Annotated in this window: 17 protein-coding genes; 6 read left to right on the top strand and 11 right to left on the bottom strand. The window is 66.7% G+C overall.

Features of this window, described 5'->3' with window-relative positions:
- The first annotated feature begins 64 nt into the window (after positions 1-64).
- Positions 65-2458 carry a sensor histidine kinase gene (locus OOB33_RS12125; RefSeq protein WP_271008849.1) on the top strand — a complete coding sequence of 798 codons (2394 nt, stop codon included), beginning with the start codon at positions 65-67 and terminating at the stop codon, positions 2456-2458.
- A gap of 18 nt (positions 2459-2476) precedes the next feature.
- Here OOB33_RS12125 and OOB33_RS12120 read toward each other — a convergent pair whose 3' ends face one another.
- Positions 2477-2899: a YbaN family protein gene (locus OOB33_RS12120; RefSeq protein ID WP_271008848.1), complete on the bottom strand. Its 423-nt coding sequence runs from the start codon at positions 2897-2899 to the stop codon at positions 2477-2479.
- 100 nt (positions 2900-2999) lie between these two features.
- Between OOB33_RS12120 and OOB33_RS12115 the strand changes: the two genes are divergently transcribed.
- Positions 3000-4172, top strand: coding sequence for an alpha-hydroxy acid oxidase (locus OOB33_RS12115; RefSeq protein WP_271008847.1), 1173 nt, complete (start codon positions 3000-3002; stop codon positions 4170-4172).
- 34 nt (positions 4173-4206) lie between these two features.
- Here the strand turns inward: OOB33_RS12115 and OOB33_RS12110 are convergent, their stop codons facing one another.
- The 3 genes from OOB33_RS12110 to OOB33_RS12100 form a co-directional block, all read right to left on the bottom strand.
- Positions 4207-6300 (bottom strand): S46 family peptidase, encoded by a 2094-nt coding sequence (locus OOB33_RS12110; protein WP_442953043.1) that lies wholly within the window; start codon positions 6298-6300, stop codon positions 4207-4209.
- Between the two features lie 252 nt (positions 6301-6552).
- The gene (locus OOB33_RS12105; RefSeq protein WP_271008845.1) at positions 6553-8709 is read right to left on the bottom strand and encodes a S46 family peptidase; all 2157 of its coding nucleotides are present in this window, start codon (positions 8707-8709) and stop codon (positions 6553-6555) included.
- A gap of 130 nt (positions 8710-8839) precedes the next feature.
- Positions 8840-9517: a DUF1826 domain-containing protein gene (locus OOB33_RS12100; protein ID WP_223696790.1), complete on the bottom strand. Its 678-nt coding sequence runs from the start codon at positions 9515-9517 to the stop codon at positions 8840-8842.
- A gap of 163 nt (positions 9518-9680) precedes the next feature.
- On the opposite strand from OOB33_RS12100, the gene OOB33_RS12095 reads away from it, so the two are divergent.
- Together OOB33_RS12095 and OOB33_RS12090 are read left to right on the top strand one after the other, a co-directional pair.
- Positions 9681-10142: a Fur family transcriptional regulator gene (locus OOB33_RS12095; RefSeq protein ID WP_102769844.1), complete on the top strand. Its 462-nt coding sequence runs from the start codon at positions 9681-9683 to the stop codon at positions 10140-10142.
- 118 nt (positions 10143-10260) lie between these two features.
- Positions 10261-10524, top strand: a complete 264-nt coding sequence (locus OOB33_RS12090) for a hypothetical protein (RefSeq protein ID WP_171827824.1) — start codon at positions 10261-10263, stop codon at positions 10522-10524.
- A gap of 106 nt (positions 10525-10630) precedes the next feature.
- On the opposite strand, the gene OOB33_RS12085 is transcribed toward OOB33_RS12090, so the two are convergent.
- The 3 genes from OOB33_RS12085 to OOB33_RS12075 form a co-directional block, all read right to left on the bottom strand.
- On the bottom strand, positions 10631-10984 hold the full coding sequence (locus OOB33_RS12085; protein WP_271008844.1) for a hypothetical protein: 354 nt from the start codon (positions 10982-10984) through the stop codon (positions 10631-10633).
- Positions 10985-11125: 141 nt separating this feature from the next.
- Positions 11126-11695 (bottom strand): dCTP deaminase, encoded by a 570-nt coding sequence (dcd, locus tag OOB33_RS12080; protein WP_102769841.1) that lies wholly within the window; start codon positions 11693-11695, stop codon positions 11126-11128.
- A gap of 59 nt (positions 11696-11754) precedes the next feature.
- Positions 11755-13359: an ABC transporter substrate-binding protein gene (locus OOB33_RS12075; protein ID WP_271008843.1), complete on the bottom strand. Its 1605-nt coding sequence runs from the start codon at positions 13357-13359 to the stop codon at positions 11755-11757.
- A gap of 197 nt (positions 13360-13556) precedes the next feature.
- Here OOB33_RS12075 and OOB33_RS12070 point away from each other — a divergent pair, with 197 nt between their 5' ends.
- Complete coding sequence (locus OOB33_RS12070; RefSeq protein ID WP_271008842.1) at positions 13557-14462, top strand: LytTR family transcriptional regulator DNA-binding domain-containing protein; 906 nt, start codon at positions 13557-13559, stop codon at positions 14460-14462.
- 174 nt (positions 14463-14636) lie between these two features.
- Positions 14637-15668, top strand: a complete 1032-nt coding sequence (locus OOB33_RS12065; RefSeq protein ID WP_271008841.1) for a S41 family peptidase — start codon at positions 14637-14639, stop codon at positions 15666-15668.
- An 835-nt stretch (positions 15669-16503) separates the two neighbouring features.
- Here OOB33_RS12065 and OOB33_RS12060 read toward each other — a convergent pair.
- From OOB33_RS12060 to OOB33_RS12045, 4 genes are all read right to left on the bottom strand, one after another.
- Positions 16504-16776, bottom strand: coding sequence for a hypothetical protein (locus OOB33_RS12060; RefSeq protein ID WP_333780327.1), 273 nt, complete (start codon positions 16774-16776; stop codon positions 16504-16506).
- Positions 16777-16981: 205 nt separating this feature from the next.
- Positions 16982-19135: a S9 family peptidase gene (locus OOB33_RS12055; RefSeq protein WP_271008840.1), complete on the bottom strand. Its 2154-nt coding sequence runs from the start codon at positions 19133-19135 to the stop codon at positions 16982-16984.
- Between the two features lie 268 nt (positions 19136-19403).
- Positions 19404-20834: an ATP-dependent RNA helicase DbpA gene (gene dbpA / locus OOB33_RS12050; RefSeq protein WP_271008839.1), complete on the bottom strand. Its 1431-nt coding sequence runs from the start codon at positions 20832-20834 to the stop codon at positions 19404-19406.
- Positions 20835-20912: 78 nt separating this feature from the next.
- Positions 20913-23477, bottom strand: a complete 2565-nt coding sequence (locus OOB33_RS12045; protein ID WP_271008838.1) for an ATP-binding protein — start codon at positions 23475-23477, stop codon at positions 20913-20915.
- Between the last annotated feature and the right edge of the window lie 5 nt (positions 23478-23482).

The following is a 23482-nucleotide window of genomic DNA, read 5'->3' as shown; positions in this document are numbered from 1 at the left end:
CTATCCTTGCCGCCATGGGGTGCCGCCCCGGCTCACCCCCGGCCCCCTGGAAAGTGAGCTGCCCTTGCCCAACGCCTGCGCCGCGCCCTCAGCCGTACCGCCCGCGGCCCCAAGCTACCCCTGCCTGGCCGTGCCGCCACCGCTGCAGCGCCTCGATCGGGTGGCGGCGCGCCACCCGCGTCTGGCCCTGCCGGCCTACACACAACTGATCCAGCAAGCCCGCAGCGCCGGTGCACTGGAGCTGGCCCTGGATGGTCTCTATGCCCAGTTCTACCTGGCCGAACGCATGGGCGCGGCGCTGGAGCAGCAAAGCGCCCTCAGCGCCGGCCTGGAAGAGGCGGCTCAGGCCCACCTGACCCTGCAAGCCGCCCGCTTGCACGAGGCCCTGGGCCGCGTGGCCTACCAGCGCGGCGAGTATTTCGAAGCCAGCGAGCAATGGTCGCGCACCCTGGACCTGGCCAACCTGGCCGGCGACCTGCCGGCCGGCGTGGCGGCGCGCATCGGCCTGGGCCAGATCCACTACGCGCTCGGGGCCTGGGACAAAGGCCGGCGTTTTCACCGCGATGCGGCGGAGATGCTGGGCCGCATCGACCACAGCTATCTGGCCGCCAAGCTGGCCCTGAACATGGGCGTGGGCCATTTCGAGAATGCCCAGCTGACGGAGGCCGAACAGCAGTTCCGCCACGGCCTGGCCCAGGCCCTGCGGGGGCCCCACGCCGACTTCATTGGCGAGGCGCACTGGCAGTTGGCACGCACGGCGCTGAGCCTGCACCAGCCCGAACAAGCGGCCAGCGAATGCCAGCAGGCCCTGGGCTGGGCCCGGCGCCTGGGCCACCGCTGGCTGGAAGGCATGGCCTGCCAGACCTGGACCGACATCGCCATCGCCCGCGGCGACCCGACCGAGGCGATCCGCAGCTGCCGCGAGGCCTTGAGCCTGGCCCAGCAGATCCATGCCCGGGCCGGCGAGAGCCAGGCCCATGCCCAGCTGGCCCGCCTGCTGCAGCAGCAGGGCGACACGGCCGGCGCCCTGCAACATCTGTGGCAACACCAGAGCCTGCGCGACGAGATCGAACGCCTGAGCCTGCCCGAGCGCCTGCTGCGCCTGGCCCACTACGACCTCAGCCGCAAGCCGCCCGAGGAGATGCTGCTGGAGCTGTCCAACCGGCATTGGCGCATCGAGAGCGAGGCCGATGTGGTGTTCGCCGCCCGCGAGATGCGCGAGGCCGCACAGCAAATCATGCAGCTCGATGCGGTGCATTTCTGGTGGGCCAGCGAGAGCGCCGGCGTGCTGCGCCTGCACGACCAGCCGCGCGGTGACGCGGCCAGTACCGCGGCGCCGCCCCTTTCGCCGCCCCTCCTGCTGCGCGCGCCGGCCCAGGCGCAGTACCTGCAATTGCTGAATGAGCGCAAGGAGGCGCTGGCCGTGCACGACCTGCGCCTGCACCCCTGCGGCCAGGAGCTGGCCTTGCTGAACCGCCAGGCCCAGACCCAGACCCAGGGCGCAGGCTCATCCAGCCTGAGCAGCGCACGTTCGCGCATCGAGATCCCGCTGTTTGTGCAGAACCGGCTGGTGGCCCTGCTCTGGCTGGAACAGCACGAGCAGCCGCGCAGCTGGAGCCGCCAGGACCTGCTGCAGGCCAGCCACCTGGGCCGGCTGTTCGAGCGCCTGCTGGTCGGCCATGACCTGGCCTGCGCCCAGCATGCACAGTGGTTGATGGAGCAGGAGAAGGCCGACGCTCTGGGCCGCCTGGTGGCCGGCGTGGCGCATGAGGTCAACACGCCGATTGGTGTTGCGGTGACGGCCGCCTCCAGCGTGTCGGAAAACGCGCTCAAGCTGGCCGCGGTGCTGCGCGGCGAGAAGGTCAGCCGGGCCGAGCTGACCGAGCTTTCGGCGCGGCTGATCAGCGGCAGCGATCTGGTCGAGCGCAATCTGCAGCGTGCCGCGGCCTTGATCGGCAACTTCAAGAAGGTCACCGTGGACCAGGCCTCCGAGGCGGTCAGCGATTTCGTGCTGCTGGACTATCTGCGCAGCGTGATCTCGGTGCTGGGCCCGGCCCTGCGCAAAGCCGCAGTCAGCGTCAGCCTCGATGTCGATGCCGCCATCGAGCTGCATCTGGCCGCCGGCCTGCTGACCCAGGTGGTCTCCAACCTGGTGATGAACAGCATCAACCACGCCTTCCCCGAGGGCCGCGGCGGCCAGATCCGCATCAGCGCCCGCCTCGAGGGCCGCCATGTGCTGATCGATGTGGCCGATGACGGCTGCGGCGCCAGCGCCGATGTGCGCGCGCGCATGTTCGAACCATTCTTCACCACCAAGCGCGGCAAGGGCGGCTCGGGCCTGGGCCTCTACATCGTGGCCTCGCTGATGGAACGGTTGGAGGGCGAGGTGGAGCTGCCGCCGGTGGAGCGCGGCCTGTGCGTGCGCCTGCGCCTGCCACGAGGCCGGCCGGGCGGCTGAAAACAGGCAGGCAGCGCTTCAGTTCGAAGGCGCGCGCGTCGGCAGGCTCCAGAGCCAGACGGCCACGCAGGCGCAGCAGGCGGCCGGCAACCAGGCCCAGATCAGGGGCAGCTTGAAGGCAGCGACCACCGAGCCGAGAGCCATCATCACGCTGGCCAGCTGCTTGGCGCGCAGCGGCACGGCGCGGTTGGCACGCCAATCGCGCACCATGGGGCCGAAAGTGCGGTGCTGCAGCAACCAGCGTTCACAGCGGCTGCTGCCGCGCGCAAAACAAAAAGCAGCCAGCAACACAAAGGGCGTGGTCGGCAGCAGGGGCAGAAAAATACCGACGATGCCCAGCGCCAGGCTCAGCACGCCGCCCAGCAGCCAGATCACACGCAGCCACAGAGGCTGCGTGCCTGCGGCGGCCGCGGGCGCGTCAGATGAGGGTGAGCGGTCCATGGCGCGGCAGTGTAGGCCATTGCCGGCACGGCGCCGGCCCGCAGAGCACTGCCAACAGGCGCTAGGATGAGGTCATCACCACCCTCGCCTGCCTCTCGCCATGCCCGTCATCACCTGCATCGAAGACCTGCGCCAGCTGGCCCAGAAACGTGTGCCGCGCATGTTCTACGACTATGCCGACTCCGGCAGTTGGACCGAAGGCACCTACCGCGCCAATTCAGCGGACTTCCAGGCCATCAAGCTGCGCCAACGGGTGGCGGTGAATATGGAGAACCGCAGCACGGTGGCGCGGATGGTGGGCGTCGATGTGAAGATGCCGGTGGCCATCGCGCCGACCGGCCTGACCGGCATGCAGCATGCCGACGGCGAGATCCTGGCGGCCCGCGCGGCGGAGAAATTTGGCGTGCCCTTCACCTTGTCCACCATGAGCATCTGCTCGATCGAGGACATTTCCGCCCACACAAAAGCACCGTTCTGGTTTCAGCTCTATGTGATGCGCGACCGCGATTTCATCGAGCGCCTGATCGACCGTGCCAAGGCGGCCCATTGCGGCGCCCTGGTGCTGACGCTCGATCTGCAGATCCTCGGCCAGCGTCACAAGGACATCAAGAACGGCCTCTCGGCGCCGCCCAAGCCCACCCTGGCCAACCTGATCAACCTGATGACCAAGCCACGCTGGTGCTTAGGGATGCTGGGAACCTCACGACGCCAGTTCGGCAATATCGTCGGCCATGTCAAGGGCGTGGAGAACATGGGCTCGCTGTCCGAGTGGACCGCCAAGCAGTTCGACCCGGCCCTGAACTGGGGCGATGTCGAGTGGATCAAGAAACGCTGGGGCGGCAAGCTCATCCTCAAGGGCATCCAGGATGTCGAGGACGCGCGCCTGGCCGTCGACTCGGGCGCCGATGCCTTGATCGTCAGCAACCATGGGGGCCGCCAGCTCGACGGGGCCGAGTCCAGCATCCATGCCCTGCCCCGCATCGTCGAGGCCGTGGGCCGCGAGATCGAGGTGCATATGGACGGTGGCATCCGCTCGGGCCAGGACGTGCTCAAGGCCTGGGCCCTGGGTGCGCGGGGCACCTACATCGGCCGCGCCTTCCTCTACGGCCTGGGCGCCATGGGCGAAGCCGGGGTGACGAAGGCGCTGGAGATCATCCACAAGGAACTGGACCTGACCATGGCCTTCACCGGCCACACGCGGCTGGAGGGCGTGGACCGCCGCATCCTCCTGCCCGGCAGCTACCCGGGCAGCCCGGGCAGCCCGGGCAGCTGACCACAGGCCAGCCCCGCCAGAGGCTGGCCGCGCTTCACAGCGCTTTCATTTCCTTCAAGAGACGCTCGGCCTTGTCCACCACCTTCATCTGCCAAAGCATGTAACGAGCGTCGAGGCAGATGCTGCGCGTGGTCTTGGGGTTGAAGTCCCAGTCCGAGATCACCGCGTCCAGCGTGCCATCAAACAGCAGGCCGACCAGTTCGGCATTCTGGTTCAGCACCGGCGAACCGGAGTTGCCGCCGGTGGTGTCCAATGTGGCCAGGAAGTTGACGGGCACCGAGTCCAGTTCCTTGACCCCGTACTTGTCGAACTGGCGCGCCTTGATGGCGGCAAGCTGCTCGGCCGGCGCATCGAACTCGCCTTCGCCCTTGTGCTTGGCGACGATGCCACGCAAGGTGGTGAAGGGCGTCCAGGACGTGCCATCGGCGCCCTGGCTGCGGCCGGCGACCTTGCCATAGCTGACGCGCAGCGTGCCATTGGCATCTGGGTAGACGGCCTGGCCCTGGCTGGCCTTGAAGGCGATCAAGGCCTTCATGGTTTCGGCGTAAGCACGCTGGATCTGGCCACCAAGTTCCTTGTCACGCGCTTCGCGGGCACGGTCGTCGTCGTACAGGGCCACCGCGGCGGCGATCAGGCTGTCCTTGCTGGCCTTGAATTCATCCACAGTGCGCGAGAGCCAGGCCATGCGCTCGGTCTTGTCGGCCATCTTGCTGCCGGCGTAGATGGCATCCAGGCGGGCGCGCACGTCCGCCTCGCTCATGCCCTGGCGCAGACCCAGGGCCTGAAGCAGCACCGGGTTCAGCTGCGCCGAGGGCTGGGCCAGATACTGGGCGAAGAAGTAGGCGGCAACGCGCTTGTCCACCTGTTCGTCGTAGCGACGCTCCATGGCCTCGACGGCCTGGCGGCGGCGCTGCTGATCGCGCTGCTGGAAGCCGGGCTTGCGCTCGGCATCAGGCTTGAGGTTTTCTTGCGCCTGCTGGTAGAGCGTGCGGGCACCAGTGAGCAAGGTGGTGGAAGCAAAATTGAGCAGCAGCTCGCGGCGGGTGATGGCCTGGCGCTCGTCCAGCAGGCGCTCGACATCGGCCAGGCCCGCGCCGTACTGGGCGCGCCGGCCGGCATCGCCATTCACCCAGGCCTTCAGTGCGGCGAAATCGGCCTGCTTGCGAGCCAGGATGTCGCTGCCCTTCCAGCTCTGCAGCTGGCCTTGCAGGTTCTTGTAGTAGTTGCCGATGCCGGCCACGGTGTTGGCCAGCTTGATCTCGGCGTCACGGCGGCCGGCGGTTTCCTGCTTGATCAGGTCGAGCTGCTTGCCGAAGGCCTTGACCAGCTCGGGGGCCTCCCAGTCGAAGTTGAAAGCCACTTCGGTCGGCAGGCGGTGGCGGTCGGTGCCGCCGGGATAACCCGTCACCATGACGAAGTCGCCATCTTTGAGCGGGCTGCTGGCCAGCTTCAGATGGTGCTTGGGTTGGTAGGGCTTGTTGTCGGGGCTGAAATCGGCCGGCTTGCCGTCCGGGCCGACATAGGCACGGTAGAAGCTGTAATCGCCGGTGTGGCGCGGCCACATCCAGTTGTCGGCATCACCGCCGAACAGACCCACGCCCTGGGCCGGGGCATGGACCAGGCGAACGTCGCGAATCTCCATCTGCTTGATCAGCTGGAACACCAGGCTGCCGTAGAAGCGCGCGACGCGGCAGCGGTGGCCGGCGTCCTTCTCGCACTCGGCGACCAGGGCTTTTTCCTTGGCCTCGAGGGCATCGCTGCGAGCCTTGCCCTGCAGGGCCGAGGTGGCGGAGTCCATGACCTGGGCACTGACATCACGCACATCCACCGTCACCAGCACGCGGCTGCCCGGTGCGGCTGGCAGCTCGTCCTTGTAATCAGCCGCCAGGAATCCTTTTTTGAGCAGGTCGCGCTCAGGCGTGGAGTTGAATTGGATGCTGCCGTAGGCACAGTGGTGGTTGGTGACCACCAAGCCTTGCGGCGAGACAAAGGAGGCAGTGCAACCGGCGAGGCTGATCACCGCCCCCATGGGGAACTCGGTCAGCTGGCTGAGCTTGGCCGGATCAATCTTGAGGCCGGCTTGTTTGAGGGCCTTGCTGATCTGCGGCAGCTGTTGCGGCATCCACATGCCTTCTTCGGCCTGGGCAGGCCCGGTCAGCGTAAAGGCCAGCAGCGCCAGCGCGGGAGTTGCGGCCCGCAGGGGCCAAGTCTTGAGTTTCATGCGAAATGTCCGCCCAATGTAGGAACCGAGACCATAACCGCATTTGCGCCCACGGCAGCGTGAGGAGAGGCACACAGACAAACCCTGATACAGCCATGAAAAAGGCCCTCCTGCGGAGGGCCTGATTCAGCTCGGAATGCTCGGCATCGAGCCTGCCGATCAGAGGGCGTTGAGCTCCTTGAGCAGGCGGTCGGCCTTGTCCACCACCTTCATCTGCCAGAGCATGTAGCGAGCGTCCATGCAGATGCTGCGGGTCATCTTGGGATTGAAGTCCCAGTTGGAGATGACGGCATCCAGCGTGCCGTCAAACAAGAGACCCACCAGTTCGGCGCGGCTGTTCAGCACCGGCGAGCCGGAGTTGCCGCCGGTGGTGTCCAGCGTGGCCAGGAAGTTGACCGGCACGGAGTCCAGAGACTTGACCGCGTACTTGTCGAACTGACGGGCCTCGATGGCCTTGCGCTGCGCCTCGGGGGCATCAAAGTCGCCCGTGCCGGTGTGCTTGGCGGTGATGCCGCGCAAGGTGGTGAAGGCCAACCAGTCGTTGCCATCGGTGCCCGGCTTGCGGCCTTGAACATGGCCATAGCTCACCCGCAAAGTGCCATTGGCATCGGGGTACAGGGCCTCACCCTTGCTGGCCTTGAACGCCAGCAACGCGGCCATGGTGTTGGCATAGGCTTGGTCGATGCGGCCTTCGAGCTCCTTGTCGCGTTTCTCGATGCGCTCGTCTTCCTCGTAGAGGGCCACGGCGGCAGCGATGTAGGCATCCTTGCTGGCAGCGAAATCGGCCACGCTGCGATCCAGCCAGGCCATGCGGCTGGCCTTGTCGGTCAGTTGGGTGGCGGCTTGCAACTCCAGCAGGCGGGCCTTGACGGCGGCCTCATCCATGCCAGCCTTCAGGCCCAGAGCCTTGAGCAGGGGTTGGCTCAGCTGCTCGGCAGGCTGGGCCAGGTACTTGGCATAGAAATGCGAAGCAAGGCGGATGTCGGTCTGCGCGTCGTAGCGGCGGTCTTGCGACTCCAGGCCTTGGCGCAAGCGCAGGGCATCGCGCTCCTGGTAGCCGGGCTTGCGCTGGGCATCGGGCAACAGGCGCTGCTGGGCATTTTGATAAAGACCGCGGGCGGTGCCCAAGAGGCGAGGCGCGTAGGCGCGCAGGCTGGATTCGGTGCGAGCCAAGGCCTGGCGCTCGGCCAGCAGGCTTTCAACGGCAGCCAGGTCGGCGCCGTACTTGGCGCGGCGAGCAGCGTCGCTGTTCACCCAGGTCTTGAGCTCTTCGAAGGACTTGCGCTTGCGCTCCAGGATGTCGCTGCCGGCATAGCTGGCCATCTGGCCCTGCATGTTCTTGGAGGCATTGCCCAATCCGGCCACCGTGCCAGCCAGCGCAATCTCGGCCTCGCGACGACCACTGGTTTCCTGCTTGATCAGGTCCAGCTGGGTCAGCATATTGCGGATGCCTGTGGGCTGGGAAAAGCTGAACGCGAAATCCACTTCCTGCGGCAGACGGTGGCGTTGGGTACGGCCGGGGTAGCCGGTGACCATGACGAAATCGCCTTCGTTCAGCGGCGTGGTGGCCAGCTTCAGGTGGTGCTTGGGCTGATACGGCTTGTTGTCGGGGCTGAAGTCGGCCGGCTTGCCGTCCGGGCCGACGTAGGCACGGTAGAAGCTGTAGTCACCCGTGTGACGCGGCCAGATCCAGTTGTCGGTGTCGCCACCGAAACGGCCCACCATATCGGCCGGCGCATGAACCAGACGAACGTCGCGGATCTGCATCTGCTTGATCAGCTGGTATTGCAGGCCGCCGTAGAAGCCGGCCACGCGGCAGCGGTAGGCCTTGTCCTGTTCGCAGGCGGCAACCAAGGCTTTCTCCTTGGCCTCGATGGCATCCACCCGGGCCTTGCCGGAGAGGGCGGCGGTCTTGGCGTCCAGCACCTGGGCGGTGACGTCCTTGACCTCTTCAGTCACGAAGATGCGGCTGCCCGGCGCGGCCGGCAGCTCATCCTTGAAGTCCGCGGCCAGGAAACCGTTCTTCAGCAGGTCGCGCTGCGGCGTCGAGTTGTACTGGATGCTGCCGTAAGCGCAGTGGTGGTTGGTGACCACCAGGCCTTGCGGCGACACGAAGGACGCGGTGCAGCCGCCCAGGCTGACCACGGCCCCCATGGGGAACTCGGTCAGCTGGTTCAGGCGGCTGGGGTCGAGCTTGAGGCCGGCGGACTTGAGCTGCTTGGCGATCTGCGGCAATTGCTGCGGCATCCACATGCCTTCGGCGGCATGGGCCGTGGTGATGGCCAGCAAAAGGCCGGCAGGAATCAGACGTTTCATGGGGATGACGAAGCAGTTGAAAAACAAGCCCGGAACGATACACAGCCCAAAGACACATGACTAAAGGCATCCCGGCCGAAACGAGCCCGCATGACCTAGGACATTCCCGCATGCGGTCGACGCACATCCCTCAAGCCAGCGCGTCAAACGGCGCGGCGACCAGACTCAAGGCCCAGGGCCTGGGGCGCCCATCGGCCACGAGAAAACGCGGGCGACGGTGCAGCATGCGGCCGCGGGCATTGAAGACCACCACATCCATGGGTGCCAGCGCTGAAGCCGAGGCGCGGTCGGGTGTCATCCAAGCGGTGTCCAATGCCGCACGGCTGCCCATGCGGCACTCGCTGGCCGGGCCACGATAGCTGCAGACCAGGCGCAGCGGCGCCCCCATGCACAGCCATTGACGGTCCACCTCGCTGCGCAGATCCCCCAGGCGCAACGAAACGTGTTCGCACTCGCTCAGGCGCGCGAAGCGTTTCACCAGATGCATGAGGTCGGCCAGCAGCAGATTGCGCATCTCGCTCGCTGGCAGGCCGGCCGCGTCCAGGGCCTGCTGCACCTCTTGTTCCAGCCCTTGGGCATCGGCCACGCGATGCAGGCTGGGCAAGACCGTCTCAGGCAAAGCATCCATCCAGGCCTGAAAGCCCTTCGGCGCCGAGCGCTGCCAGACCGCCAGATCAGGCCCACCGCCATGACGGCGAGGCGGCCCCACGTGCGCCAGCACCTCCGGAGACGCCGCGACATGAGCGCGCGGGTGCAGGACTGGCTGGAGCGGCGTCGGCTGCGGGGTCAAGCCACGGCTCGGGGGCATCAAGGGAAGCATGGCATTCAAGGGCGCGTCTCCGTTCGTGCGATCAGGCATTCCGGCCGGGCCGGTACCATGGCTCGCATTATTCGATATTGATAACGCATTATCAAGATTGCCGATGCGACAATCCTGCGCACGCTCAACCCGCACAGGCTTTTCACACGCCATGGAACGCACCACACGCCAACGCACTGCCATCCGCGACGCGATCGCCACTGCCGGTCGACCGCTCTCCCCTCAGGAAGTGCTGGATGCCGCGCGTGTGGACGTGGAAGCGCTGGGCATGGCCACGGTCTACCGCAACCTCAAGCTGCTGCTGGAAGACCAGTCCATCAGCCTGGTTCAGCTGCCGGGCGAAGGCCCGCGCTACGAGCTGTCCGGCCATGCCCACCATCACCATTTCCAGTGCACCTGCTGCCAGCGGGTGTTCGATGTCGAGCGCTGCCCGGGCGATCTGGCCCAGCTGGCGCCACCGGGCTTCAGCGTCGACAGCCACGAGATCACCCTCTACGGCCGTTGTGTCGACTGCCAGGAACCGCAGCGCAGCAAGAAACGGCCCGCAACGGCTGCGACCCCGGCCACGGGACACAAGCACGGCGCCACGCATTGCCAGCACAAGCACCGCTGATGGGCCCGGCCCCAAAAATAGTCTGAGGCAGCACTGGAACTTGAACGCCGACTCGCCGATATTCAATCTGACGCCAAGCTGACAAGCCCATCCGGCGTCCAGAATCGGGGAGCTGCTCATGACGCTGCAACAGGTCTCTCAGGTCATCCGCTGGCTGCGCCTGCATGCGCGCGACCACCGCCTTGAAGCGCAAGCCTGGGATGTGATCCTCACCGTCTGGCTCTTGGGCTGGGCAGGCTTGCCACCCTCTTTGCTGCTGCACGAATGGCAATGGCTGCCCTTGTGCCTGCTGGGCTTTCTGATGCCCAGCCTGTACGCCCATCTCAGGCGGCAACTGCACCGGCGCGGCCAGCTGCGCTGTGATTGGTTGACGGCCTTGTGAACCCAGCAACAAAAAGGCCCTCGCTGTGCGAGGGCCGATGGCGGCAATACCAGCCGGGCAGCCGACGGGCCGAGGCGGGCCGTCGCAGGCGGGTGAGACAGCGGGCTCAGTGCATCAGGCCAATCCACTCACCGGCGCGCTGATAGTCGCTGAACAGGCGCAGGGCCAGGGCACGCAGTCCCGGGTTGGAGCAGGCATGGGCCCGCGCCAGGCACTCGAAGGCATAGAGCCGGTCGTAGAGCATGCGGGTCGGTTGCAGCTGTTCGCCTTCATCGGCCATCAGCGCCTGAAAGCAATGCAGATCGGACAAGGCCACCGGGCCGGCAATCGGCAGGTCCAGCTCGGGCGCGGCGCGCATGTCCATGCGCAGGCTGCTCGGGCTGTCGGCATCGGTCGTGAAATCCAGCGGGATCGGTGCGCCGGTGTTCAGGTCGGGCAGGAGATGCAGCGGGATGATCATGGGGGGCCTCGCGGTTCCGGCCTGCACAGGACCGGGATGGCGCCATGATGCCGGCCTCGGCCGAAACTTAAATGCAAAACAGCCGGTGATTCACCGGCTGTTTTCGCTCAAGTTGGCGCGAGCCCGAGCCCGAGCCGGGGGTCAGGTCTTCGGCAAGGTGACGCCACGCTGGCCCTGGTACTTGCCGCCGCGGTCCTTGTAGCTGGTCTCGCAGACCTCGTCGCTCTCGAAGAACAAGACCTGGGCGCAGCCCTCACCAGCGTAGATCTTGGCGGGCAGCGGCGTGGTGTTGGAAAACTCCAGCGTCACATAGCCTTCCCATTCGGGCTCGAAGGGCGTGACGTTGACGATGATGCCGCAGCGCGCATAGGTGCTCTTGCCCAGGCAGATGGTCAGCACATTGCGCGGGATGCGGAAGTACTCGACCGTGCGTGCCAGCGCGAAACTGTTGGGCGGGATGATGCAATGGTCGCCTTCCATGTCGACAAAGCTCTTGTCGTCGAAATTCTTGGGGTCGACGACGGAGCTGTAGACGTTGGTGAAGACCTTGAACTCGGGCGCGCAACGGATGTCGTAGCCGTAGCTGGAGGTGCCGTAGCTGACGATCTTCTCGCCGGCCGCGTTGGCGCGGATTTGGCCGGGCTCAAAAGGCTCGATCATGCCGTGCTGCTCGGCCATGCGGCGGATCCACTTGTCGCTCTTGATGCTCATTGCTGACGGTCCCTCGTTGCTATGGCCCGCATTTTAGGCGCGAGCTCGGACAGCCTCTCTCAGGGCTTGAGCGTCACACCATCAAAACGGTACTGCCCGCTCGGCGCCAGCTTGAAGCCCTGAATCGACTTGCGCACCGCCACCGCCACCTTGCCATGCGCAATCGGCGTCCAGGGCAGCTGGGTCAGGGCCAGGCGCTGCGCCTGGCTGTAGAGCTTCTTGCGCTCGGCGGTGTCCAGGGTCTGGCGGGCCTTGGCCAGGGTGGCGTCGTAGCTCTTGTCGCACCAGAAGCTGCCACTGGCCGCGCCGCAGGCCAGCTGACCCAGGGTGGAGGCAGGGTCGTCCTCGCCGTTCCAGCCAATCAAGGCGGTGTCATGGTCGCCCTGATCCACGCGCTTGAGGTACTCGCCCCATTCATAACTGACGATCTTGGCGGTGACGCCGATCTTGGCCCAATCGGCTTGGATCATCTGCGCCATCAGCTGGGCATTGGGGTTGTAGAAGCGTTGCACCGGCATGGCCCAGAGCGTCAGGCTCAGGTCCTTGACACCGGCGCTCTTGAGCAGCTCGCGCGCCTTCTCGGGTGAATGCGGCGCGGTCTTGATACTGGCATCAAAGGCCCAGCTGGGCGGCGCGACCAGCGAGTTGGCCGGCTCGCCCGCGCCGCCAAACACCGTCTTGACCAGGGTGCTCTTGTCGATGGCCATGTCCAGAGCCTGGCGCACGGCCAGCTTGTCCAGCGGCGGCTTCTTGGTGTTGTAGGCCAGGAAGCCGATGTTCAGGCCCGGCACACTGTGGATCTGGATGGCCGGGTCGCGCTCCAGCTCGATCAGATCGGCCTGATTGGTCAGCGCCGCAATGTCGCACTCATTGCGACGCAAGCGCTGGGTGCGCACATTGCGGTCGGTGGTGATGGCAAAGACCAGCTGCTCCATCACCGGCCGATCACTGCGGAAGAAATCCGGGTGGCGGGTGTAGCGCAAGATGCTGTCGGCCTGGTAGCTCTTGTAGACAAAAGGCCCGGTGCCGACCGGCAGGCTGTTGATCTGCGCCGCCTTGCCGGCCTTGAGCAGCTGCGCCCCATACTCGGCCGACTGGATGCCGGCGAAGGCGTAGGTCAGCAGGTTCAGAAACGTGGCATCGACACTGTGGAAGCGAATCTGCACCTCGTCATCGGCGATGCGATCCACGCCAGCGATCAGCTGCTTCCAGCCCGCCGAAATCACATACGGCGAAACAACGGGGTGGGCCTTGGAAAACGGATGCTGCGGGTCCAGCAATCGCGCGAAGGTGAAGATCACATCGTCGGCATTGAAGTCGCGCGTGGGCTTGAAATAGGCCGTGCTGTGAAACTTGACGCCGTGGCGCAATTTGAAGCGGATGCTGCGGCCATCTGCCGCCACGATCCAACTCTCGGCCAGCCCCGGGATCAGCCGGTCCGTGCCCGGCTCGTTGTCGATCAGGCCATCAAAAATCGGATACGTGGCCGCGTGGTCAATGCCGGAGTCGCTGTTCGCCGGGTCGAAGCTCTTGGGGCTGCCCTGGGCGCAGAAACGCAGAGTGCCGGGCACCTTGATGGGGGCGGCCAGGGTCTCAGCCACGCCGCAGGCGACAAGCAGGCCAAGCGCCAGAGAGCGCAGGGAAAAAGGCAATGAGATGGGCATGAAGTTTCGGCGAAGCGCTTGACTGCGAAGAGCGTGGCGGTTCGCTGCGGTGAGCGATGGCTTGATATTCGCACGCGCCTCTCTGCCCTTGCCGAGGGGCAAACCCGCAGCCTGCCTCGGCTCAGAAGCGGCGCATGCCCACCTAGAATTCGCCGCCTCCCCGTACCCCTCAGCCCCCCCTCAGCCCTCCGCTGCCCATGTCCGCCTTGTCCACCGTTCCCGCTTGGCTGCAACAACGCTGGCATTTTGAAACCAGCCCTTGGGCCGCCCTGCGGCGATTCGGCCTGGCGACTGGACTGGTGCTGCTCCTTCTGTTCTGGCTGCAGCCCTTTGGCGGCGAGCGCTACCGGGCGCCCTGGTGGGCGCTGCGTCTGCTGGGCTACGGCGTTTGCCTGCTGCTCGCGGTGCTTCCCATGCGTGCCTGGGCGCTGCGACGGCGGGCGCGCCAGCCCCTGTGGCGCTTGCAGGATGAACTGCAGGCCCTGGCGATCTGGGCCGCCTGCAGCGCGGGCCTGAGCTATGCCCACAGCTGCTGGCTGGTGTCGCCGAGGACACCATCCTGGGTCGACTTTTTCATGTTCAGCCTCGTCTTCGCCCTGCCCTTCCTGCTGATGCTCTTGCCGCTCCTGCTCTGGCAAGGACGGGCCGACGTCCTGGCTGTCCAGCTCGCAGCGCCCACCGCCGAGAGCCAGGCCAGCACGACAGCCCCAGCCGCCGGCACCTCACCCCAGATCGTGGTGCAGGGCCGCAATCGCGACGAACAGCTGTGCTTTCGCCGCGAACAATTGGTCTGCGCTCAAGCCCAGCAGAACTATGTCCGTTTGCAGCTCGAAGCCGAGGACGGCAGCGGCATCCAAGCCCATTTGCTGCGCCTGCCCTTGGGCGAGCTGGCGGCCGCCTTGGCTGCTGGCGAGACGGCCTGCTGGCGTGTGCATCGCTCCTGGCTGGTGGCACCGGAGCGGGTCCAAGCCTGGGTGCAAACGGGTCGCCAGCGTCAGCTCCGCCTGCGCGGCCTGGACGCGCTGATCCCCGTGTCCGCCGACTTTGAATTGCCGCCTGAGCTGCCAAGCGCTGGCCTCGATGCCACGCAGATTCGTCCCTGACGCCCGCAAATTCGCCCCTGGCCACGCGTTTTCGTCACAGCCGCTTCGGCTTGGTCACAGACGGTCGTCGCCTTCCACTCCTGGCGAAACGCTGCATCTAGGCTGCACAGCCCTGGCGCCTGTCGCGCCGGGTGCTGCGCGCTGTTGCCGGCGCCACTTCCAAGGAGACCCGTTTTGATTCGCTCGTTTTTCACTGTCACTCGCCACCTGGCCAAGCGCGTGCTCGCCGTCTTCGCGCTGTCGCTCGGCCTGAGCCCCCTCGCCCTGGCGGCAACCCCGGAGCCCAGCGCTCAAACCGTTTACGCCCAAGCCCTGGCCTTGAGCGATCGCCTGCTGCCCTTGCCCGCCTGGAGCAAAAGCCCGGCTTTTGCGGCCTTTCGCCAGGCCTTGCTGGCCGCACCCGAAGGCTTGGACGCCGCCGGCATCGCCTTGCACTTCAATCGCAGCCAGCACGCAGCGAAGCTAGGCTTCAGCCACTACGCTCTGCTGGCGCCACAGCCCGACACTCCAGCGACGAGCGCCCCAGCCGCCCCCGCGCCCTTGCCACGGCTCAGCTGGCCGCGACCCGGCGTGGCCTTGCTCAGCATCCCCAGCTTCGCACTCGATGCGGCGCAAATGCTGCCGGCCGCGCAAGCGCTGGCCGCCGCCCGACCTGAAGCCTTGATCATCGATCTGCGCGGCAACGCCGGGGGTGCCTTGCCAGCGGCCGCCAGCTTGCTGGTCTTGCTGGCCCCGGCTCCGGTGGACGCCGGGGTCTTCCTCTCACGCCGCTGGTATGGCCAGGGCCGGGACGAGCCCGATGCGGCTGCGCTGGCTCAGATGCCCGCGCTCGCCACGCTCGATCTCGCAGCCTTGAGCCAGGCCCTGCAAACGACTGGCGTGGCACGCCTGCGCATTCCCGCCAGCCCTGCAGGCGGCTTCCGCGGGCGACTGCTGGTCCTGATCGACGGGCACACAGCCAGCACCTCGGAGCCGGTGGCCTGGCTCTTGCGGCAAGCCTTGGGTGCCCGCTTGATTGGCCAGCGCACGGCCGGCGCCATGCTGTCGAGCGAGGCGCTGCCGCTCGCGGGCGGCTATCGCTTGCGTCTTCCGGTGGCCGACTACCTGACACCCAACGGCCAGCGCCTGGACGGGCACGGCGTCCAGCCCGACCTGCCGGTGCCACCTGAACAGGCGCTGCAAATCGCTCTGGAGACGTTGGGCTGAGGTGCTGGCCCCCCCCACGCCCTCACAAGAGAAAAGGGGCCAGCTCCATGCAGAACAACTGAGGGCTGCAAGCGGCACGAAGCAGCCTTTGGTTTTGCTCGTGAGGCCCTGCAGCCCGTGCCGCCACCGGGCTCATGGTTCCGGGGTCGGCCCTGGTGGGCCGACTTCCCTGCGCTGCTCGCGCCTCGGGGCTGGCGCATAACTCACTTCGCTCCCTGCGTTCGCTTCGTTCAAACAGAAGCGCCAAGTCAGAAATTGAAGCGCGCGTGACCGCGCGCGCCCCGAGGCGCTGTGCTGCTCGGCCCGGCACAAATCGCCCGGCAGCGGCACGGGCTGCAGCGCGCTTGCATCGCGGTCGATGTGGCTCATCAACGGTGGAACACGCCACCTCCGTAGGTGGCTCGGCCCGCCGCCGGGCGATTTGTGCGCGGCCGAGGGCGCAGCGGAGCGGCTCAGGCGCGCGCCGAAGCTTGCTTCAAGCGCGCTTCAAGAACTGACTCGGCGCCACTGTTTGACCGCAGTGAGCGCAGCGAACGGAGGGAGTTTGGCGCCGCTGAGCCGCGGAGTGAGCAGCGAGGGAAGTCGGCTCTCAGAGCCGACCCGCGAACCATGAGCCCGGCGGCGGGCCGAGCCACCGCAGCGTGAGAAAGCGCCACAAGGAAAGTCCGCAAGATGCCTACAGACGCCAGCCACCGGCTCAACTGGGCTGGGTCGTCGCGAAGCGAGTCAAGACAAAAGGGGCCGCATCACCCGAGGTGATGCAGCCCCTTTTTCTGTTCAGGAAATTCTCGATCGACGGAGCAAAGCACAGCCGCTTTGGGCTGCTGGAACCTGTCTACTCGCGCGGCTGGATCACCGGCGTGGCGTACTCATGGCCGACCACGGCGCGGGCGAACAAGTAGTTCTCCAGGGCCTTGGCGCTCAGCGAATCGAGTTGCACATCGCCGCGCGCATTGCAGGGAAAGGACAAGGCCTTGCCGGTGTGGAACAGTGACTGAAAGCGCAGCTCGTATGCACCCGGGCCCGCGGGCGGGCGAAGGGTTTCGGTGTTCGGCTGCAGCATGGCGGCTTTGTTTGCTTCCCTGGGGTCCATCACAAAAGTGTCCATGAGGTGTTCTCCAACGACGTCTTCATGTTCCTTGGGTCCTTGATGCAAGACTAGGCCCCGGATGAGGGGTTCAACATGTGCAAACGTCTCGTTTCAACGTCGGTGCGAGGCTGGCGGTGGACTAGGAAGTGCGCTGACACGAATTCATCACACTTTTTTACCCAGCCCGGCGTCAAGCTTCGGAACGTCGCCGCCGACTGGCATCTCAAGGCTTGAGGTGCCGGATGAAAAAGTCGGTCTGGGTGCGATCGAGGTGCAAGCGTGCCTTCTTGCCGGTGATGCCGTGAGCGCGGCCAGGGTAGATCACGGTTTCGAACAGTTTGCCTTCGCTTTGCAGCGCTTCGATCAAGCGCAAGCTGTTCTCGAACAGCACGTTGTCGTCGGCCGTACCGTGCACCAGCATCAAGGGCTTCTGCAAGAGGCCCGCCCGGCTGATCAAATTGGCTTCAGCGTAGGGCTTGGCGCGGCCGCCCTCGGGCAGGCCCAGGTAACGCTCGGTGTAGGCGGTGTCGTAGAGCATCCAGTCGGTCGGCGGCGCGCCGGCAATGGCGGCGGCAAACGGCGTGTCCGCGTCCAGCATGGCGCGCGCTGCCAGATAGCCGCCGTACGACCAGCCCGTGAAGCCGATGCGGGCCGGGTCCACCGCCGGCACGAGCTTGCTCAACTGATGCACGGCCGCGAACAGATCCGCCAATTCTGCCTTGCCAAAACCCTCGGCGTGAGCGCGGGTGAAGGCGCGATCACGATAGGCCATGCCGCGCGTATCCAGCGTCAGCACACCAAAGCCCTGTCGCTGCAGATAGGCCAGCAAGGCCGTGTCGCCGCTCCACCTCCAGCCCACCGTGGCCGTACCCGGGCCACCGTAAGCCTTGACGATCACCGGGTGGCGTTGATCGGGCCTGGTGCCAGCCTTGAGTGGTGGCAGGTAAAAGGCATTGAGCGGGGTCTGCCCGTCCGCTGCCACGATGTCCAGAACCTGCACCTGGGGCGCGATCGCGGCCAACAGCGGGTCGGGCGCATCACCCTTGAGCGGCAAGGCGGGCGCCTGGCCATCCAGCGCCAGCACCTCGGTGCGCGGAGGCTGGCCCCAACGTGATTCGGTCAGCAGCAGATGGCGGCAGCCCTGGTCAGCGCGCGCGTCGCGCCAGCGGCGGGCCTCGCCGGGCTGGAATACTCGCGACTGCCCCTGCCAATTCAGCTCAAAAATCTCGCGCCCGCGGCCGCGCTCCGTGGCACCCGAGAATACCAGGCCTTGCTCACGCTGGCAGATCAGACGGGCCACGGGTTCGGCCTGCCGGCTGAGCTGTTGGCGCTCGCCGGTGACCCGGTCCACCAGCCAGAACTGGGCGCGCCCACTGGCTTCGCTGATCCACAGCAAGGCCGGTTTGCCCGAGCGCAGCTGTGTCGGCAGCTCTCGCAGATCGTCTTGCACCTCGACCCAGGCTGGGTCGCGCTCGACCAGCACGGTGCGGGCCTGGGCCTGCGGGCCGCTGAATTCCACCAGGTTGAGTTGCTTCTGATCGCGCGTGAACCACTGCAGCCAGGGCGTGCCATCGGCAAACCATCCGGCGCGGGAGATGTACTCGGCCTCAGCCGGCAGACTCAAACGCTGTGGCTCAACAGGCACCCGTCCGCGGGTGTCAAACACCAGCGCGTGAACCTTGGCATTGCGCTCACCTGCGCCCGGATAGCGCTGCGTGGTCATGGCCATGCGGTCGGCAAAAATCTGCGAGCGGGTCTTGAGCGGCACCTCGGATTCGTCCACTTCCAGCGCCAGAATGCGCTGGCCATCGGGCGACCACCAGAAACCTCGTTGGCGGCCAAACTCTTCGGCAGCCACAAACTCGGCCAGGCCGGTGCTGCGGCTTTCGCTGCCGGTCTGGCTCAGACGGCGTGCGGGGCCGGCGCTTGCGCCGTCAAGGCTTTGCACCCAAAGATCGCCGCCTTTGACGAAGGCCAGTTGGCGGCCTGCGGCATCACAGACCGGATCGCGCTCGGGCTCCTTTTCATCGAAGCTCAGACGCTGGCTGCGCGGACCTTGTTCCGTCAGCTCCACCAGGTAGAGATCGCCCGAAAGCGGCAGGATCAGACGGCGATCGTCCTTGCCGCACCATTGATAGCCGGTGATGCCTCGACCTTGTACGCGGCGGCGCTCGAGCGCCATCTTTTCCGCCTCGGTCAGGCGCACCCCTTGCGCCCCGATCAAGTCGCTCACGGACAGCAGCCGCCGCGGCTGGCCGCCTGGCAAAGCCTGGCCCCAGAGCTCATTGATCTCGCTGTCCTGCTCCGAGGCGCGCAGATAAGTCACCCAACCGCCGCCTGGCGACAACTCGGGTGCGCGCGGCAGACGGCCAGCCAAGGGCGGCTCGCTGTGAATGCGCTCCAGCGTAATGGCAGCAGGGCCCGATTGATCGGCCGCAAGGACAGGCGCCACAAGGGCAGCACAAACCGCCAGCAAAACGGCGGACCGCAAACGGCGCTGCGAGGGCAAAGGCATGGCATGAAATTTCATGCGGCATGCTAGGGTTTGCGCCAGCCCTCGCCTATCGAGACAAGCCCTTGCAAACCCGCGTTGCGCGCGAAAACCGCACAAAGAAAGCAGAAGGGGTGGCCGCAGCTACCCGATTTCAATCCAGCTTGCTCAGATCCGCCATGCGGCGCACCTTGACCTTGCGGCCCTTGAGCTTGCCCTCAGACAGACGGCGCGCCGCTTCGCGGGCGATGCTGCGCTCCACCGCCACATAGCTGTGGAATTCGGTGATGTTGATCTTGCCGACCTGCTCGAACTTGAAGCCCGCTTCGCCGGTCAGAGCGCCGAGGATGTCGCCGGGGCGGATCTTTTCCTTGCGGCCACCGAGGATCTGCAAGGTGTCCATGGCGGGCTGCAGCGGTGCGCCGTCGGCGTCCTTGAGGCTGTCGAGCTTTTGCCAGACGAACTCGCGGCCCAGCAGCTGCTCGATGCGGCCGATGCGGCCCATCTCGTCCAGGCTGGCCAGGCTCAGGGCCAGGCCTTGCGCACCGGCGCGGCCGGTGCGACCGATGCGGTGCACATGGACCTCGGTGTCGGGTGTGACCTCCACATTGATCACGCATTCGAGCTGCGCAATGTCCAAGCCGCGCGCCGCCACATCGGTGGCCACCAGGACCGAACAGCTGCGGTTGGCAAACTGGATCAGCACCTGGTCGCGCTCGCGCTGCTCCAGGTCGCCATGCAAGGCCATGGCCACAAAACCTTGCCCGTTCAGCACATCGACCAGGTCGCGGCACTGCTGCTTGGTGTTGCAAAAAGCGATGGTGCTGGCCGGGCGGAAATGGCGCAGCAGTTGCGAGACGGCATGCAGGCGCTCGCCCTCGCTGACCTCAAAAGCGATCTGCTCGATCTGCGCCGGTGCCTGGCTGACGCTCGCGCTGCTGTTGAGCTTGACCTCCTTGGGTTCGCGCATGAACTGGCTGCTCAGCTTGGCAATGCCTTCCGGATAGGTGGCCGAGAACAACAGGGTCTGGCGCTTCTTCGGGCATTGGCGCGCGACGGTGACGATGTCATCGAAGAAGCCCATGTCCAGCATGCGGTCGGCCTCATCGAGCACCAGCGTGCTGAGGGCGCCGAGTTGCAGGCTGCCCCGCTCGAGATGGTCCATCACCCTGCCCGGCGTGCCCACGGCGATGTGGCAGCCAAAACCCAGCGATTCCATCTGCGGCTTCATCGGCGAACCGCCGCACAGGGTCAGCACCTTGATGTTGTCGGCGGCCCGGGCCAGGCGGCGAATCTCCTGCGTGACCTGATCGGCCAGCTCACGTGTTGGGCACAGCACCAGGGCCTGCACGTCAAAACGGCTGGCATCGAGCCGGTGCAGCAGGGCCAGAGCAAAGGCGGCGGTCTTGCCGCTGCCGGTCTGGGCCTGGGCGATCAAGTCCTGTCCCTCCAGCGCCAGCGGCAGGCTGGCGGCCTGGATGGGCGTCATCTGCGTGTAGCCCAGCTGGGCCAGATTGGCCTGCATGGCGGCACTCAGCGGCAGCTGAGCGAAGGAGAGTTTGGAGTCAGGCGTGGGGGCGTTCATCGGTGGATTATCCCTGCTCGGCCCGCCACACCTCGGGAAAACACGGATCGCGAGGCTGCAGACGCACGCGGCCCCGCTTCAAGCCGGGCGTTCACCACCCGAGCCATGCAGGCTGTCGGCCTGCGGTGCCACGCAGGGCAGCTCCAGCACAAACACACTGCCCTGCCCTGGCTCACTGCTGCACATGATGCGGCCGCCGAGTGCGCCATTGACCAGGCTGAACACACGATGCAGGCCCAGACCGTTGCCGCCCGAGCCCAGGCGCGTGGTGAAGAAAGGGTCGAAGATGCGCGGCAGGCTGCGCGCGTCGATGCCACAGCCATCGTCCGACACGCTCAGGCGCACACGCTGGCCGTCCAGCCGCTGCAGCTGCAGCCTCGTCGTGCCGGGTCGCTCGGGACGGTGCGCATGGATCAAGGTGTTGCTGATCAGCTGGCTCAGCACCTGCTCCAGCATCTCGGGCCAGCTGTCCATCTCGATGCCGGGCTCCAGCTCGGTCAGCAAACGGTGCGGCGTGGCCGTGAACTGCGGCTGCAAGGTCTGCGTCCATTGCATCAAGGCCTCGGCCAGATCGAAGCGGCAGCGCCGGCCCCAGTGCGTGTCCTCGGCCATCTGCTTGAAGCGCGCGACCAGCTCGGCCGCGCGCTGCAGGCTGCGCATCAGGAGGGCGAAGCTGCTGTTGGCCAGGTCCAGATAGCCCTGCATCGAGGAGCGACGCAAGGTGCCCGCGGCCACATCGGCGCTCAGATGGGCGCTGTGCTCCTGCAAGGTCGAGGCCACGACCAGGCTGTTGCCGATGGGCGTGTTCAGCTCATGCGCGACGCCGGCCACCAGGGCGCCCAGCGAGGCCAGGCGCTCGTTGCGCACCAGCTCGTCCTTGGTCTTTTGCAAGGTGTCCAGGGTCTCGGAGAGCTGGTGGTTGGCCTCCAGCAAGGCCTGGGTGCGCCGCGCCACCCGGGTCTCCAGCTCAGCATTGAGCTGCTCCAGCGCCCGCTGGGCCTGCACCCGGGCCGAGACATCGATCAGGCTGAACTGCAAGAGGCTGCGCTGGCCCGACTGCCAGCGGTCGAGATGCACCTCGGCCTCCCAGGCCGATTCGCCGCGGCGCAGCAGCTGCATCTCCAGCACATGGCGGCCGCCGGCCAGAGCCTCGACCATGGCCTCGCTGAGCCGATCGAGCGAATCGCTGCCATCGGCCTGCTGCGCGGGCAACAAGGCGCCCAGGTCGAGCTGGGACCAGGCCAGGCCGGGCGCGGAGTCTGCTGCGCCCTCATCGGTGCCCGCCACGGGCCAGGGCAGGCCAAAGGCTTCGGCGGCGGCCCGATTGCCGTCAAGCAGGCGCAGGCTTTGCGGATCGAGCAGGCCCTGGGGCATGCAGGACTCGCGGAACAGCAGCTTGTTGTACGCCTCGCTGTCGCGCAAGCTGGCTTCGATGCCGCGGCGCTGGCTGTCGCGTTCGACCAGGGCCAACAGATCGGCCATCTCGCAGAGCACGGCGATGTCGTCAGCGCTCCAGTGCCGCTCGGCCTCGCCCCGCTCCAGGCAGACATGCACGAGCTGGCCCGCCGGGCTGGCACCGGCTGCGGCCCAGAGAAAGGCCATCACCCCGGCCGCGCGCAAGGCCTCGGCCTGGGCCGTGCTCAGGCGCTCATCGCGCACCACATGGGCCACGGCCAGGGAGCGCTCGCCCTGCTGCTGGGCATGGGCCAGGCCGGCAGCCACGGTGGGCGCCCCCGCCTGCGGCGACTCGGGCAGGCCCACGCGCACCCGGCAGCCCGGAAACAGATCACCGGCCGCCAGCGACAGTGCCTGCACGAGTGCCGGCAGATCGGCGCGCGCCACGGCCTCGGACTTGGCCAGGCCGCTCAGCGCACGCTGGCTGGCGCGCAAGCGCTCCAGCCGGCCCTGGGCAGCCTGGCGGCCGGCCTCCAGCTCCTGGTTTTGCTGCTCGATGGTGGCCATCAATCGGTTGAAAGACTGGGCCAGCTGGCCCAGCTCCAGCGGCCCCATCAGCTCGGGTGCGCGCAGGCGGTAGTCGCGGCTTTGCACGATGTTGCGGGCCACCTGGCCGAGGGCCAGCAGCGGCTGCGAGATCAGGCGCTGCATGCGCAGCGAGACCGCCAGCGCCAGCAAGGCCGCCAGCAGCACCACCCCGGCCTGCAGCTGCAGCTGGCGCCACAGGCGCTGATGCACCGCCTCCAGCGAGGAGGCCATGGCCAGCACGGCCACCTTCTGCTCATCGAGATGGATGGGCTGGCGCACACGCACCCAGGCATCCTCGATGCTCAAGCCGGACTGAGCCGCCTCGGCCGCCGGCAGCTGAGCCGCGCAGCGCTGCTCGGGCTGGCGCTCGAAGCGGGCGAACAAGGCGCCCTCGCTGCCGTAGAGGCAGGCCTGGGCGACATGGCGGATCTCGCGCAGGGCGGCCAGGTTCTCTTCGGCCGTGCGGCTGTCATCGAAGGCAATGGCGGCGGTGCTGCGATTGCCGAGCAAGGTGGCCAGAGAGCTGAGCTCGAAACCCAGGGCCTCGCGCGCACCGCGCGCCTCGTACCAGGCATGCATGACGCTGGACAGCAGCAGGCTGCCCACGCAAACCGCCATGATCAGCAGCACGCTGAGGCGACGGATCGGCATCAAGGCCATGCGCA

The organism is Paucibacter sp. B51, from assembly GCF_027863535.1.
Classification (GTDB): Bacteria; Pseudomonadota; Gammaproteobacteria; order Burkholderiales; family Burkholderiaceae_C; genus Paucibacter_A; species Paucibacter_A aquatilis.
This window is presented reverse-complemented; position numbering and strand designations above follow the sequence as displayed.